This is a genomic window from Methylibium sp., from assembly GCF_035762065.1.
Taxonomy (GTDB): domain Bacteria; phylum Pseudomonadota; class Gammaproteobacteria; order Burkholderiales; family Burkholderiaceae_C; genus Methylibium.
In genome coordinates, this window is the sequence record NZ_DASTPW010000011.1 from 49,864 (window position 1) to 61,494 (window position 11,631).

14 protein-coding genes are annotated in these 11,631 nt (G+C 72.6%); 5 read left to right on the forward strand and 9 right to left on the reverse strand.

Annotation, left to right across the window (positions count from 1 at the left end):
- Positions 1-2 precede the first annotated feature (2 nt).
- The 6 genes from cysT to VFR90_RS04115 form a co-directional block, all read right to left on the reverse strand.
- Positions 3-839 carry a sulfate ABC transporter permease subunit CysT gene (gene cysT / locus VFR90_RS04090; RefSeq protein WP_326404750.1) on the reverse strand — a complete coding sequence of 279 codons (837 nt, stop codon included), beginning with the start codon at positions 837-839 and terminating at the stop codon, positions 3-5.
- A gap of 19 nt (positions 840-858) precedes the next feature.
- Entirely contained in the window at positions 859-1,875 is a 1,017-nt protein-coding gene (locus tag VFR90_RS04095) for a sulfate ABC transporter substrate-binding protein (RefSeq protein ID WP_326404751.1), read from the reverse strand.
- A 154-nt stretch (positions 1,876-2,029) separates the two neighbouring features.
- Positions 2,030-3,040 carry a sulfate ABC transporter substrate-binding protein gene (locus tag VFR90_RS04100; protein ID WP_326404752.1) on the reverse strand — a complete coding sequence of 337 codons (1,011 nt, stop codon included), beginning with the start codon at positions 3,038-3,040 and terminating at the stop codon, positions 2,030-2,032.
- A 114-nt stretch (positions 3,041-3,154) separates the two neighbouring features.
- A complete protein-coding gene (locus tag VFR90_RS04105; protein WP_326404753.1) occupies positions 3,155-3,751 on the reverse strand; it encodes an RBBP9/YdeN family alpha/beta hydrolase in 597 nt (198 codons plus the stop codon).
- Positions 3,752-3,875: 124 nt separating this feature from the next.
- The gene (locus VFR90_RS04110) at positions 3,876-4,238 is read right to left on the reverse strand and encodes a thioredoxin family protein (RefSeq protein ID WP_326404755.1); all 363 of its coding nucleotides are present in this window, start codon (positions 4,236-4,238) and stop codon (positions 3,876-3,878) included.
- 5 nt (positions 4,239-4,243) lie between these two features.
- A complete protein-coding gene (locus VFR90_RS04115) occupies positions 4,244-4,915 on the reverse strand; it encodes an alpha/beta hydrolase (protein WP_326404756.1) in 672 nt (223 codons plus the stop codon).
- Positions 4,916-5,029: 114 nt separating this feature from the next.
- Here VFR90_RS04115 and VFR90_RS04120 point away from each other — a divergent pair, with 114 nt between their 5' ends.
- The 3 genes from VFR90_RS04120 (at position 5,030) to VFR90_RS04130 (ending at position 6,664) form a co-directional block, all read left to right on the forward strand.
- Positions 5,030-5,608: an NnrU family protein gene (locus VFR90_RS04120; RefSeq protein WP_326404757.1), complete on the forward strand. Its 579-nt coding sequence runs from the start codon at positions 5,030-5,032 to the stop codon at positions 5,606-5,608.
- A gap of 107 nt (positions 5,609-5,715) precedes the next feature.
- Entirely contained in the window at positions 5,716-5,949 is a 234-nt protein-coding gene (locus VFR90_RS04125) for a hypothetical protein (RefSeq protein ID WP_326404758.1), read from the forward strand.
- A 55-nt stretch (positions 5,950-6,004) separates the two neighbouring features.
- Positions 6,005-6,664 (forward strand): DNA-3-methyladenine glycosylase I, encoded by a 660-nt coding sequence (locus VFR90_RS04130; RefSeq protein ID WP_326404759.1) that lies wholly within the window; start codon positions 6,005-6,007, stop codon positions 6,662-6,664.
- A 39-nt stretch (positions 6,665-6,703) separates the two neighbouring features.
- On the opposite strand, the gene VFR90_RS04135 is transcribed toward VFR90_RS04130, so the two are convergent.
- Positions 6,704-6,973, reverse strand: coding sequence for a PA2433 domain-containing protein (locus VFR90_RS04135; protein ID WP_326404760.1), 270 nt, complete (start codon positions 6,971-6,973; stop codon positions 6,704-6,706).
- Positions 6,974-7,160: 187 nt separating this feature from the next.
- On the opposite strand from VFR90_RS04135, the gene VFR90_RS04140 reads away from it, so the two are divergent.
- Both VFR90_RS04140 and VFR90_RS04145 read left to right on the forward strand, forming a co-directional pair.
- Positions 7,161-8,735 (forward strand): MFS transporter, encoded by a 1,575-nt coding sequence (locus VFR90_RS04140; protein WP_326404762.1) that lies wholly within the window; start codon positions 7,161-7,163, stop codon positions 8,733-8,735.
- 23 nt (positions 8,736-8,758) lie between these two features.
- Positions 8,759-9,853, forward strand: a complete 1,095-nt coding sequence (locus tag VFR90_RS04145) for a M48 family metallopeptidase (protein ID WP_326404763.1) — start codon at positions 8,759-8,761, stop codon at positions 9,851-9,853.
- Between the two features lie 172 nt (positions 9,854-10,025).
- Here the strand turns inward: VFR90_RS04145 and VFR90_RS04150 are convergent, their stop codons facing one another.
- Positions 10,026-10,901 (reverse strand): general secretion pathway protein GspB, encoded by an 876-nt coding sequence (locus tag VFR90_RS04150; RefSeq protein ID WP_326404764.1) that lies wholly within the window; start codon positions 10,899-10,901, stop codon positions 10,026-10,028.
- Between the two features lie 7 nt (positions 10,902-10,908).
- Positions 10,909-11,631 (reverse strand): peptidoglycan-binding protein (locus VFR90_RS04155; RefSeq protein WP_326404765.1); only part of this gene is annotated, 723 nt, incomplete at its 5' end.

Genomic DNA, 11,631 nt, shown 5'->3' on the forward strand with positions numbered 1-11,631 from the left:
CATCACAAGCCGCCCTGGCGGCGTCGCGACCAGGCCTGCAGCGCATTGATCGCCAGCAGCAGCGCGAAGCTCACCACCAGCATCACGACCGCGATCGCGGTCGCGCCGGCGTAGTCGTACTGCTCGAGCTTGGTGATGATGAGCAGGGGCGTGATCTCGGAGACCAGCGGCAGGTTGCCGGCGATGAAGATCACGCTGCCGTACTCGCCGAGTGCGCGCGCGAACGCGAGCGCGAAGCCGGTCAGCAGCGCGGGCGTGACGATCGGCAGGATCACGTGCCGGAAGGTCTGCCAGCGGCTCGCGCCCAGCGTCGCCGCAGCTTCTTCCAGCTCCTTCGACAGATCCTCCAGCACCGGCTGCAAGGTGCGCACGACGAAGGGCAGGCCGATGAAGGTCAGCGCGACGAACACGCCCAGCGGCGTGAAGCTCACCTTGAATGGCAGCCACTGGCCGATCAGGCCGTTGCCGGAGTAGATCGCGGTCAGCGCGATGCCGGCCACTGCGGTGGGCAGCGCGAAGGGCAGGTCGACCAGCGCATCGACCACGCGCTTGCCCGGGAAGTCGTAGCGCACCAGCACCCAGCAGACGACGAGGCCGAACACCGCGTTGACGCAGGCGCCCAGGAACGACGCGCCAAAGGTCAGGCGGTAGCTCGCCATCACGCGCGGCGAGGTCACCGCGTCCCAGAACGCGGGCCAGGTCAGCGTGAAGGTCTTAAGGAAGGCCGCGGAGAGCGGCAGCAGCACGATCAGGCTCAGGTAGAGGATCGTGAAGCCGAAGGCGAGGTCGAAGCCGGGCAGCACGCTGTGCCTGCGCAGCAGGGCGCGGGAGAACACCACGATGGAGCTCGAACGCGATTCAGCGCTTGGCGGCGAGGATCTGGTCGTAGACGCCGCCGTCGTCGAAGTGCTCCTTCTGCGCCTTGCTCCAGCCGCCGAAGACCTCGTCGATCGTGAAGGTGTTGACCTTCGGGAAGTCCTTCGCGTACTTCGCCAGCAACGCGGGCGAGCGCGGGCGGATCTGGTGCTTCGCGGCGATCTCCTGCGCCTCGTCCGAGTACAGGAACTTCAGGTAGGCCTCGGCCTGCTTGCGCGTGCCTTTCTTGTCCACGACCTTGTCGATCACCGCGACCGGGTTCTCGGCCAGGATCGTCGACTTCGGGTAGACCACGTCGAAGTTGTCGCCGAACTCGGCCTTGATCAGGTTGACCTCGGACTCGAAGGTCGCGAGCGCGTCGCCGATGTTGCGTTGCGCGAAGGTGGTGGTGGCGGCGCGGCCGCCGCCGTCGAAGACCGGCACGTTCGCGAAGATCTTGCCGACCAGCTCGCGCGCCTGGGCCGGCGTGCCGCCGGCCTTGATCACCGAGCCCCAGGCCGCGACGTAGCTGTAGCGGCCGTTGCCGGTGACCTTCGGGTTCGGGATCACGACGCTGGTGCCCGGCTTCGCGAGATCGGGCCAGTCGGCGATCTTCTTCGGGTTGCCCTTGCGCACCAGCAGCACCGTGACCGAGGTGGTCGGCGCGGCGTTGTTCGGCAGGCGCTTGGCCCAGTCTTCGCCAAGCAGCTTGCCGCGCGTGGCGATCGCGTCGATGTCGCTCGACTGGTTCATCGTCACGACGTCGGCTTCGAGCCCGTCGATGACGCCGCGCGCCTGCTTGCTCGAGCCGCCGTGCGACTGGTTGATCGCGATGTCCTCGCCGCTCGCCTGCTTCCACGACTTCTGGAACGCCGGGTTGATGTCCTTGAAGAATTCGCGGCTGACGTCGTAGCTGACGTTCAGCAGCGCCGGCGCGGCGAAGGCCGGCGCGGCGGCGAACGAAGTCAGCGCGGCGGCGATCAGCAGGGCACGGCGCGGCAGCTTGGAACTTGGCTTCATGGTCGGCGGGGCGGGGTCGCCCCGGGCGAAGAAAAAGGACGCCGATGCTAAGCAGCGGGCCTCCTGGCCCGAACGACAGTTTTGGCGGTTGCTTATGCGCCGCACGCGCCGAAGCCCGCCGCGGCGGGCCGCGGCGGGCTTCGGCGATGCCGCCCTACTTCTTCGCGTAGATCTGGTCGAACACGCCGCCGTCGGCGAAGTGCGTCTTCTGCGCCTTGGCCCAGCCGCCGAAGGTCTCGTCGACGGTGAACAGCTTCACCGCGGGGAAGCTCTTCGCGTACTTCGCGGCGACCTGCGGGTCGATCGGCCGGTAGAAGTGGCGCGCCGCGATCTCCTGCCCCTCAGGCGAATACAGGTGCTCGAGGTAGGCCTGCGCGACGGCGCGCGTGCCCTTCTTGTCGACCACCTTGTCGAGCACCGCGACGGGCGGCTCGGCCAGGATGCTGGTGGGCGGGTAGACGATGTCGAACTTGTCGGCGCCGAACTCCTTCAGCGACAGGTGCGCCTCGTTCTCCCAGGCAAGCAGCACGTCGCCGATGCCGCGCTCGGCGAAGGTCACCGTCGAGCCGCGCGCGCCCGCATCGAGCACCGGCACGTTGGCGAACAGCTTGCCGATGTACTCCTTCGCCTTCTCTTCGTTGCCGCCCGGCTGTTTCAGCGCCCAGCCGTAGCCGGCCAGGTAGCCCCAGCGCGCGCCGCCGGAGGTCTTGGGGTTCGCGGTGATCACCGAGACGCCCGGCTTGATCAGGTCGCCCCAGTCCTTGATGCCCTTCGGGTTGCCCTTGCGCACCAGGAAGATGTAGGTGGAGGTGTAGGGCGAGCTGTTGTGCTTGAGCTTCTTCTGCCAGTCGGGGGCGAGCAGCTTGGCGCGTTCGGCGATCTCGTCGATGTCGTAGGCGAGCGCCAAGGTCACGACGTCGGCGTCGATGCCGTCGATCACCGAGCGCGCCTGCTTGCCCGAGCCGCCGTGCGACTGCTTGACGGTGACGGTGTCGCCGGTCTTGGCCTTCCAGTGCTTCGCGAACGCGGCGTTGTAGTCGGCGTAGAGCTCGCGCGTCGGGTCGTAGGAGACGTTGAGCAGCGTCACGTCCTTGGCCGCGGCGCCGCCGGCGGCGAGGGTGAATGCGAAAGCGGCCAGCGCGCGCCGCGTGAGTGAGGTGGTCATGGTGGGAAGCGGTCCTTGCGGTTCGTCGGTCGGCGCGATGCTAGGGAGCTCGTCGCGCGTCGCGAACGAAGGAAAAGTCCGATGCTTCTGCGCCCAGCGCCTAAGCCGCGCGCGTCATGCGGCGAGCGACCATGCGTCGCCGGCCTGCTCGGCGCGGCGTGCGCGCGTCAGGCGCTGCTGCATCGTCGTGACCCAGCGCTTCGCCACCGGCAGCGGGCCGAAGCCCGATTCGGCGTTGACGTGACCGGCGTCGCCGAGCGTCATCCAGCCGCTGCCCCAGCGCTGCGCCCAGCGGCGCGTGCTGGCCGCGCTCATCCACGGGTCGTTGTCGCTCGCGATCACCGTGCTCGGGATCGCGAGGCGCGAGGCCGGCAGCGCGGCGGCGACGCCGAACTTGTCGGGCTCCGCCGGGGCCACGAACAACGCGGCGCGCACCGGCGTGTCGGCGCGCAGCAGCAGATGCCGCGCGAGCGCGAGGCAGCCGAAGCTGTGCGCCACCGCGATCCATTGCGCGTCGCGCTCGCGGTCGAGCGTCGAGGCGATGCGCTCGGCCCAGCGGTCGAGTTCGGGCCGGCTCCAATCGCGCTGCTCGACACGGCGCGCGTCGCGCACCTGCGCCTGCAGCCAGCTCTGCCAGTGGGCCGGGCCGCTGTCGTGCAGGCCGGGGACGATCAGCAGGCGCGCTCGCGCGCCGGGGGTGGCGGAGTTCATCGGTGACGGTGGCGAGCGCCGATCCGGAGAGACCGGCCATCGCGCCACCTTAGTCAGCCGTGCCGCGGCCGCGAACGAATGAATTCGCGCGTGCTTCTGCGCGGGCGGCATGCCCGGCCCGCGCTCAGACCGCCTGGCCGATCGACGCGAGCGTCGCGACGAAGCGCGCCGGCTCGGCCACCGCCCCGGCACGCAGCGGCGCGCGTTCGGCCGCATCGAGCATGCGTGCCAGCGTCTGCGGCTGCGGCGTCAGCGCACCGAGGAAGCGCAGCTCGCCGCCACGCGCGACCGCGAGCGTCGGAAAGTTCTCCACGTCCAGATCGAAGGGCGCCAGCGCGTCGCTCGCGTCCTCGATGTCGATCCACACGAAGCGCGCGCCGGGGCGTCCGCGGGCCGCGGCCTCGAAGGTGGCGCGGTAGCCGTCGCAGCTGCGGCACCACGCCGCGCAGAGGCAGGCGACGAGCAGCCCGGCCGGCACGGCGTCCACGCGCGTCAGGCGTCGAGCGCCAGCAGCTGGAGCAGCCAGCGGTTGAGGTCGTCGATCTCCTCCATGCACACCGAATGCGGCATCGGGTAGGCATGCCAGTCGACCGCATGGCCCAGCGCGCGCAGCGCGTCGCGCGAGTCGATCGCGCGCGCGATCGGGATCACGGTGTCCTGCTCGCCGTGCGCCAGGAAGATCGGCGTCGTCGCGTTCGCGTCGTGGCGCTCGGCCTGCGTCAGCGCCGCCAGCGGCAGGTAGCCCGAAAGGCCGACCAGCCCGGCCAGCCGCTCGCGATGCCGCAGGCCGGTCATCAGCGTCATCGCGCAGCCCTGCGAGAAGCCGGCCAGCACGATGCGCTCGCTCGGGATGCCGCGACTGCGCTCGCGCGCGATCAGCGCCTCGACCGCGAGCTGCGACGCGCGCAGGCCGGCTTCGTCCTCGCGGCGGGTCAGCTCGGTGCCGAGGATGTCGTACCAGGCGCGCATCACGTAGCCGCCGTTGATCGTCACCGGCCGCGTCGGCGCATGCGGGAACACGAAGCGCACCGGGCCGACCGCGGCCAGGTCGAGCTGCTGCGCCACCGGCACGAAATCATTGCCGTCGGCGCCGAGCCCGTGGAGGATGACGATGCTCGCGGTGGGCGCGGCGCCGGTGGCGAATTCGAGGGCTTCGAGGTTCATGGCGGTGCGTTGATCCAGGAGAGTTCGCGAGCGATTCTCGCGGCCACAATGCGCCCGCGCCGCGAAGGCTGCGCCCGCGAAAGCGTTTCGCGCGACGACCGGAGGACGACCGAGATGCTGCTGTTGCTGCTGGGCCTGGTGATCTTTCTCGGCGCGCATTCGACGCGCATCGTGGCCGACGGCTGGCGCGACGGCGTCGTCGCGCGCATCGGCGCGAAACGCTGGAAGGGGCTGTACGCGCTCGTGTCGCTGGTGGGCTTCGTGTTGATCGTCGTGGGCTACGGGCTCGCGCGGCAGCAGCCGGTCGTGCTGTGGCAGCCGCCGGTGTGGACGCGGCATGCGGCGAGCCTGCTGGTGCTGGTCGCCTTCGTGCTGCTGGCCGCTCCCTACGTCAAGGGCAATGCCTTCGCGACGCGGCTGCGGCACCCGATGCTGATCGGCACCAAGCTGTGGGCCTTCGCGCACCTGCTCGCGAACGGCACGCTGGCCGATCTGCTGCTGTTCGCGAGCTTCCTGGCCTGGGCGGTGCTGTGCTTCCGCTCGGCGCGCCGGCGGGATCGCGCCGCCGGCCTGCACGGCACGCCGGGCGACACCGCCGCGACGGTGAAGACCGTGGTCGCCGGTGTCGTCGGCTGGGCGGTGTTCGCGTTCTGGCTGCACGGCGCGCTGATCGGCGTGCGGCCCTTCGGCTGATCGCGCGGGCCGCCCCCAACATGACCGAGCGAGTTCCACCCGCCGGGCGATGGCCCGCCGAGGCCGCCTCCGCAACAGTGGCGCCTGCCACGAACGCGGAGCCTGCGATGACGACGAGCCAGCGAGCCACCCCTGCGAACCGCGCCGCGCGCGACGAAGACCTGGAGCTGTCCTTCGTCGGCTGGTACGACTCCAGCATGGACCTGCTGCGAGGCTGCACCGTCACCGAGTGGGGCCTGATCGCACCGGTCGGCGAACCGCAACCTGCGGCGCCGGCGGCGAACGCGCAGCGCTACGCCGGGCCCGAGCGGCGGCGGCGCCCGCGACCGCAGGCATGGTGATCGGCCTCGGCGGCGCCGGCGGCGCTTCGCACGGCCCCGCCGCGAAGCGGTCGCCATGACCGGCAGCGCCGCGATCGCGGCCGGTCTCTTCGCCGGCCCCGACGGTGCCGCACGCTGCCTCTGGTGCCAGACCAGCGAGCCCTACCGCCGCTACCACGACACCGAATGGGGCTTCCCGGTCATCGACGACACGCGGCTGTTCGAGAAGCTCTGCCTCGAAGGCTTCCAGGCGGGACTGAGCTGGCTCACGATCCTCAACAAGCGAGAGGCGTTTCGCGCGGCCTTCGCCGGCTTCGACGCCGAGCGCATCGCGCGCTTCGGCGAGGCCGATGTGCAGCGGCTGCTCGCCGATGCCGGCATCGTGCGCCACCGCGGCAAGATCGAGTCGACGGTCAACAACGCCAGGCGGCTGCTCGAGCTGCGCGCCGAGTTCGGCTCGCTCGCGTCCTATGTGTGGCGCCACGAACCCGCCGCCGAGAGCCGGCCGCCCGTGTTGGCCTGGGAGGCCCTGCGTGCGATCACGCAGTCGCGCGAGTCGGTCGCGATGAGCCGTGACCTGAAGAAGCGCGGCTGGAGCTTCGTCGGGCCGACGACCGTGTATGCGTTCATGCAGGCGATGGGCCTGGTGAACGACCACGTCGAGGGCTGCCACGTCCGGCCAGCCGCGCTCGCGGCGCGCCGCCGGCTGGCGCTTACGCGAACCGGCCCGGCCTGAGCTGTGCGCGGGCCGGCGCGGAAGGCCGGCCCCGCCGACTCAGATGCCGAGCAGCTTCTTTGCGTCGCCCAGCGCCTTCATCGACGCATCGTGGTTGCCCGCCTTGTGCGCCGCCTCGCCCTCGCTGCGCAGCGTCTTGACCTTGGCGAGTTCGGCCTCGCTCAGCTTCGGGTTGGTCGCGAGCTTGGCGTCGATGGCTTTCATCTCGCCAGGGCAACCGTGCGCCAGCGCGCTGCCGGCGGCGAAGGCGAGGCCGGCACCGACGGCGAGGGCGGCGGCCAGCTTGCGGGTGGTCTGGGGGGTGGTCATGTCTCGGTCTCCTTGGGTCGATGGTTGAAACGGGAACCCTGGCTGCCTTCGCCGCTGCGCGCGGGCGCTGGGCGAGCCCATTGAATATAGGAGCGGCGCGGCCGGCGTGCACGCGCACGGGCACCGCCCCGGCGGCTCGCGACAGCGGCTCGGCCGCCGCCGGACCCGCTCCCTAGAATCCGCGCCGATGCCCGAAGCCGACCGCACCGTGCCGCCTTCGCCGGCCATCGAAGCCGCCGCGGTGCCGCGCCCGGCCTACCGCCGCAAGCTGTTCTGGGTCGCGCTGCTGTACTTCAGCGAGGGACTGCCGCTCGGCGTCTTCTACGACCTCTTCCCGGTGTGGTTCCGCCAGCAGGGCGTGCCGCTGGCCGACATCGGAGCGCTGTCGCTGCTGGGCCTGGCCTGGACGGTGAAGTTCCTGTGGGCGCCGGCGGTCGACCACGCCCGGCGCCACCGCTGGTGGATCTGCGCGGCCAACCTCGGCATGGCCGGCGTGATGCTGGCGTTCGCTTACGCCGGCATCGCGCTCGGCGCCTGGGCATGGGTCGCGATCGGCGTCTTCACGATGCTGTCGGCCACCAACGACATCGCGACCGACGGCTACACGATCGAGCTGCTCGATGCGCGCGAGTACGGCCTCGCCAACGGGGTGCGCATCGGCTTCTACCGTGCCGGCATGCTGGCGGCCGGCGCGATGCTGATCGTCGCCGGCTGGTGGAGCTGGCCCTGGGCCTGGGCGCTGGGCGCTGCCGCCTTCGTGCTGAATGGCCTGGTCGCGCTGCTCGCGCCCGCCGAGCGCGCGCGGCCGGGCGCGCCGACCTCGAGCCTGGGCTCCGAGTGGGCGGCGCTGCGCTCGCAGCCGCTGTTCCTGGTCGCGCTGGCGCTGGTGCTCGTCGGCCTGCTGTGGCCGGTGCTGCCGCCGCTGCTCAAGTGGCTGGCCCGGCCGGAGCTGGCCGGGCTGCAGGCGACCTCGACCACCTGGTGGTTCCGCGGCGCCCTGCCCGTCGCGCTGATGTTCGCGGGCGCGGCGCTGCTGGTGGGCGCGGCGCGCGGGCGCGAGGCTTCCGCGCTGCGCGCCGGGCCGATGTTCGGCGCCTGGGTCGAGCTGCTGGCGCGGCCGGGGATGGTCGCGGTGCTGGCCTTCATCCTGCTCTACAAGCTGGGCGACACCGCGATGGGCTTCATGGTCCGGCCGTTCTGGGTCGATGCCGGCTTCACGCCGGCGCAGATCGGGCTGGTGAGCGTGAACCTGGGGCTGGGGCTGTCGATCGCCGGCGGCCTGGTCGGCGGCTGGTACGTCGACAAGCGCGGCATCTTCCGCGGCCTGTGGGTGCTGGGGCTGTGGCAGGCGGCGTCGAACCTCGTGTATGCCTTCGCGGCGTGGCAGGTCCCGCTGATGACGCCGGGTGCGCTGGTCACCGGGCTCGAGGTGGCTGCAGCCGACCAGGCGGTCGTCTACGCCGCAAGCGCCATGGAGAGCCTGACCCAGGGCCTGGGCACCGGCGCCTTCCTGGCCTTCCTGATGTCGATCACCAGCAAGGAGCGCGCGACGACCGAGTACGCGATCCTGTCGAGCATCTTCGCGTTCAGCCGTTCGGTCGCCGGCTGGGCCGGCGGCATCGGCGCCCAGGAACTCGGCTATGCGAACTACTTCTTCCTGACCTTCTGGCTCGCCTTTCCCGCCTACTTGCTGCTGCCTTCGGTGCGGCGCATGCTTGGCCGAAGCACCGACGCAACCCGCGGCGAACCTGCCGGCGCCTGACGACTCTGCCGTACATGACACCGATGCCCCGCCCCCACCCCGCCTCCTTCCACGCCGACGACGGCCGCGCCGGCTGCGCGCTGTGCGCCGCCTTCCGGCTGCTGAGCGGCAAGGCTCGCGACGCCGCCGAGCCGCAGGCCGACCTCGCCCGCGCACTGCGCCGCCGCGGCGACGCCGAGCAGGCCGACTCGCCGGCGCGCCGCCGCTTCACGCGGGCCGCGGCGGCCGGCGGCTTCGCGCTGGCGCTGCCCTCGGCCTGGGCGCAGCAAGCGCAGCGCGAAGGCGTCGATGTCGGCAAGTCCTCGCGCTTCTCGAAGCTGGTGCCGGCCGAGCAGGTCGAGGCCGCCGCCGCGCAGCAGTACGCGCAGCTGCTGGCCGAGGCGCGCAGCAAGAACGCGCTGGTCGGCGCCGAGCAGACGCAGGCGGTGCGGCTGCGCTCGATCTCGCAACGGATCATCCCGTTCGCGCCGCAATGGAACACGCGCGCGCCGGGCTGGAAGTGGGAAGTCAACCTGCTCGCCAGCAAGCAGATCAACGCCTTCTGCATGCCCGGCGGCAAGATCGCCTTCTACACGGGGCTGATCGAGCAGCTCAAGCTCACCGACGACGAGGTCTCGATGGTGATGGGCCACGAGGTCGCCCACGCGCTGCGCGAGCACGCGCGCGAGCGCATGGGCAAGTCGGCCGCGACCAACATCGGCCTCGAAGTCGGCGCCGCGATCCTCGGGCTGGGCAACGTGAGTCGGTCGCTGGCCGGCATGGGCGCGCAGCTGCTGAGCCTCAAGTTCAGCCGCGACGACGAATCCGAGGCCGACCTCGTCGGCATGGAACTCGCCGCCCGCGCAGGCTACGACCCGCGCTCGGGCGTGAGCCTGTGGACCAAGATGGGCCAAGCCACCGGCGGCGGTGGCGGCGCGGGCAGCGGTGGCGCGAGCAAGCTCGCCGAATACGGCTCGACCCACCCGCAGGGGCCCACGCGCATCCGCGACATCGAAGCCAACCTGCCGCGCGTGATGCCGCTGTACGAACGCGCGCCGAAGCCGACGCAGCGCTGGGACGCCGGCACCGAGCGGGTGACGAGCAAGCCGGCGACGCCGCCGCGCGAACAGTCCCGCTGAACGCGGCGGCTCAGACGCTGCGAAGGAATCCGGCGCGTCCGAGCGGACCGCCCAAAGGTGCGCCATCAAGGCGCAAAGCGCAGCCGTAGCTCGGGCTACGGCGAGCATGTGCAATGCCGAGGGCGTGCCTCGGGGCGGGACGAGCGGGCGTGCCGGGTTCGTTCGCAGCTTCTCAGAAGTCCTGCTCGTAGCGCAGGTCGCGCCAGCGCAGCACCGCCGACTTCAGCCGGATCTCCTCGAGCACCAGCCCCGGCGCGACCGGATCGCCCTCGCTGAGCAGCTGGCCGTTGACGATCAGCCGGCGGTTCGCGGCCTTCGACGAATACATCGAGCCGCCGATCGCGAGCTGCGGCAGCTGGCTGCGCACGTCGGCCGGCAGGTCGCGCAGGCTGCGGATCGGCGGCGCCGCAGCGACCGGCGCGGCGGCTCGCGACGCCCCGCCGCGGCCGGCCGGCGCCTCCGGCGTCGCGGCGTCGCGGCGTGGCGGTGGCTCGGCCCGGCTTGCGTCGCGTGCGGCCGGGGCCGGCTTTGCATCGACCTGCCGGCGTTCGACCGGCGCCTCGCGCGGCGGCGCCGTGGGCGCTTGCTCGCTGCGCGGCGCCTCGCGCTGCGCGATGCCGGCCGGCGCAGCGGCCGCGTCCGGCTCGGCCGGGCGTTCGGCGCGCGGCAGCGCCGGGCTGGCCGGGAGGTCGCGCGAGGGCGTGGGACTCGGTGCCGCCGGCGCCGGGTCGGCCGCCTGGGCCATCGGCGCAGGCGTGGCCGGCGGCGTGCCGCCCGCGGCCGGCACGCCCGGCACCGCGGGCGGCGGCGCGTTCGCGGCGACCGGTTCGACCGGCGTCGCCGACCACAGCGCCCAGACCGCCGCAAGCACCAGCCCGCCGCCGAGCCCCGCGCCCAGCCACAGCCAGGGCCGCGGCGCGCGGTCGGTGGACGCATCGGCCGCCGGCGTCCACGGCGGCGCGGCCGGCGCGTAGAGGCTGGGCACGCCGCCACGCTCGCGTTCGCGTTCGCGGTCGGCACGGCGCAGCGCGTCGAGGATCAGCGACATCGCCCGGTCACCCCCCGTCGGCGCGCGCCAGGCGCGGCTCGTCGATCCCGGCGGCGCGGTTGAGCTGCATCAGCGTCATCGGCCCGAGCACGCCGTCGGCGACCAGGCCCTGGCTGCGCTGGAAGGCGCGCACGCGCGCTTCGAAGGCGGCGTCGCGCGCGAGCGGATCGGAGGCAGCGGCCTCGGCCGCAGTGATCATCGCCGGCAGGTTGCGCTGCAGCCGGCCCAGGCGCTCGGCGACCCACTTCGCCGCCGGCGTCTCGCGCCCGTCGATCTGCGGCGCGACCCAGCCCGGCGGCGGCCGCCACAGCGTCGCGAACTCGCCGCGCCAGCGCGCTTGCAGCGTGGCGATCGGGACGTCCTGCTCGACGGCCCCGAGCCGCAGGCGCGCCCCGTCGCGGTCGAGGCCTTCGAGCAGCGCCAGCCGCGTCGCGCCCTCGCCGCTGCCGCCGTCGAGCCACAGCAGCGCCGGCCGGTCGAGCCGGCGCAGCGCGGCGAGGCCGGCGCGCGCGCGGTGGCAGGCGAGCCCGCGGTCGCGCGCGACGCGGCACAGCGCGGCTTCGCCGTCGATGGCGTCGGCCGGCAGCTTCCAGCGCTCGGCAAGCGCGCGCCAGGCCGCTTCGTCGGCCGTCGGCACCGCCGCAGCGGCCGGGGCCGGGGAAGCCGGGGCGTCGGCCGAGGCCGCCGGCGCAGGCGCGTTGGCGAGCGCGGCGGCCGGCGCCGAGCCGCC

Excerpts from the sequence above, each read along its gene's own strand:
- VFR90_RS04140 (WP_326404762.1), top strand. The coding sequence starts at position 7,161 with ATGCCCGAAGCCGACCGCACCGTGCCGCCTTCGCCGGCCATCGAAGCC.
- VFR90_RS04105 (WP_326404753.1), bottom strand. The coding sequence starts at position 3,751 with ATGAACTCCGCCACCCCCGGCGCGCGAGCGCGCCTGCTGATCGTCCCC.
- VFR90_RS04115 (WP_326404756.1), bottom strand. The coding sequence starts at position 4,915 with ATGAACCTCGAAGCCCTCGAATTCGCCACCGGCGCCGCGCCCACCGCG.
- VFR90_RS04120 (WP_326404757.1), top strand. The coding sequence starts at position 5,030 with ATGCTGCTGTTGCTGCTGGGCCTGGTGATCTTTCTCGGCGCGCATTCG.
- VFR90_RS04145 (WP_326404763.1), top strand. The coding sequence starts at position 8,759 with ATGCCCCGCCCCCACCCCGCCTCCTTCCACGCCGACGACGGCCGCGCC.
- VFR90_RS04130 (WP_326404759.1), top strand. The coding sequence starts at position 6,005 with ATGACCGGCAGCGCCGCGATCGCGGCCGGTCTCTTCGCCGGCCCCGAC.
- VFR90_RS04150 (WP_326404764.1), bottom strand. The coding sequence starts at position 10,901 with ATGTCGCTGATCCTCGACGCGCTGCGCCGTGCCGACCGCGAACGCGAA.
- VFR90_RS04125 (WP_326404758.1), top strand. The coding sequence starts at position 5,716 with ATGACGACGAGCCAGCGAGCCACCCCTGCGAACCGCGCCGCGCGCGAC.
- VFR90_RS04100 (WP_326404752.1), bottom strand. The coding sequence starts at position 3,040 with ATGACCACCTCACTCACGCGGCGCGCGCTGGCCGCTTTCGCATTCACC.
- VFR90_RS04135 (WP_326404760.1), bottom strand. The coding sequence starts at position 6,973 with ATGACCACCCCCCAGACCACCCGCAAGCTGGCCGCCGCCCTCGCCGTC.
- VFR90_RS04095 (WP_326404751.1), bottom strand. The coding sequence starts at position 1,875 with ATGAAGCCAAGTTCCAAGCTGCCGCGCCGTGCCCTGCTGATCGCCGCC.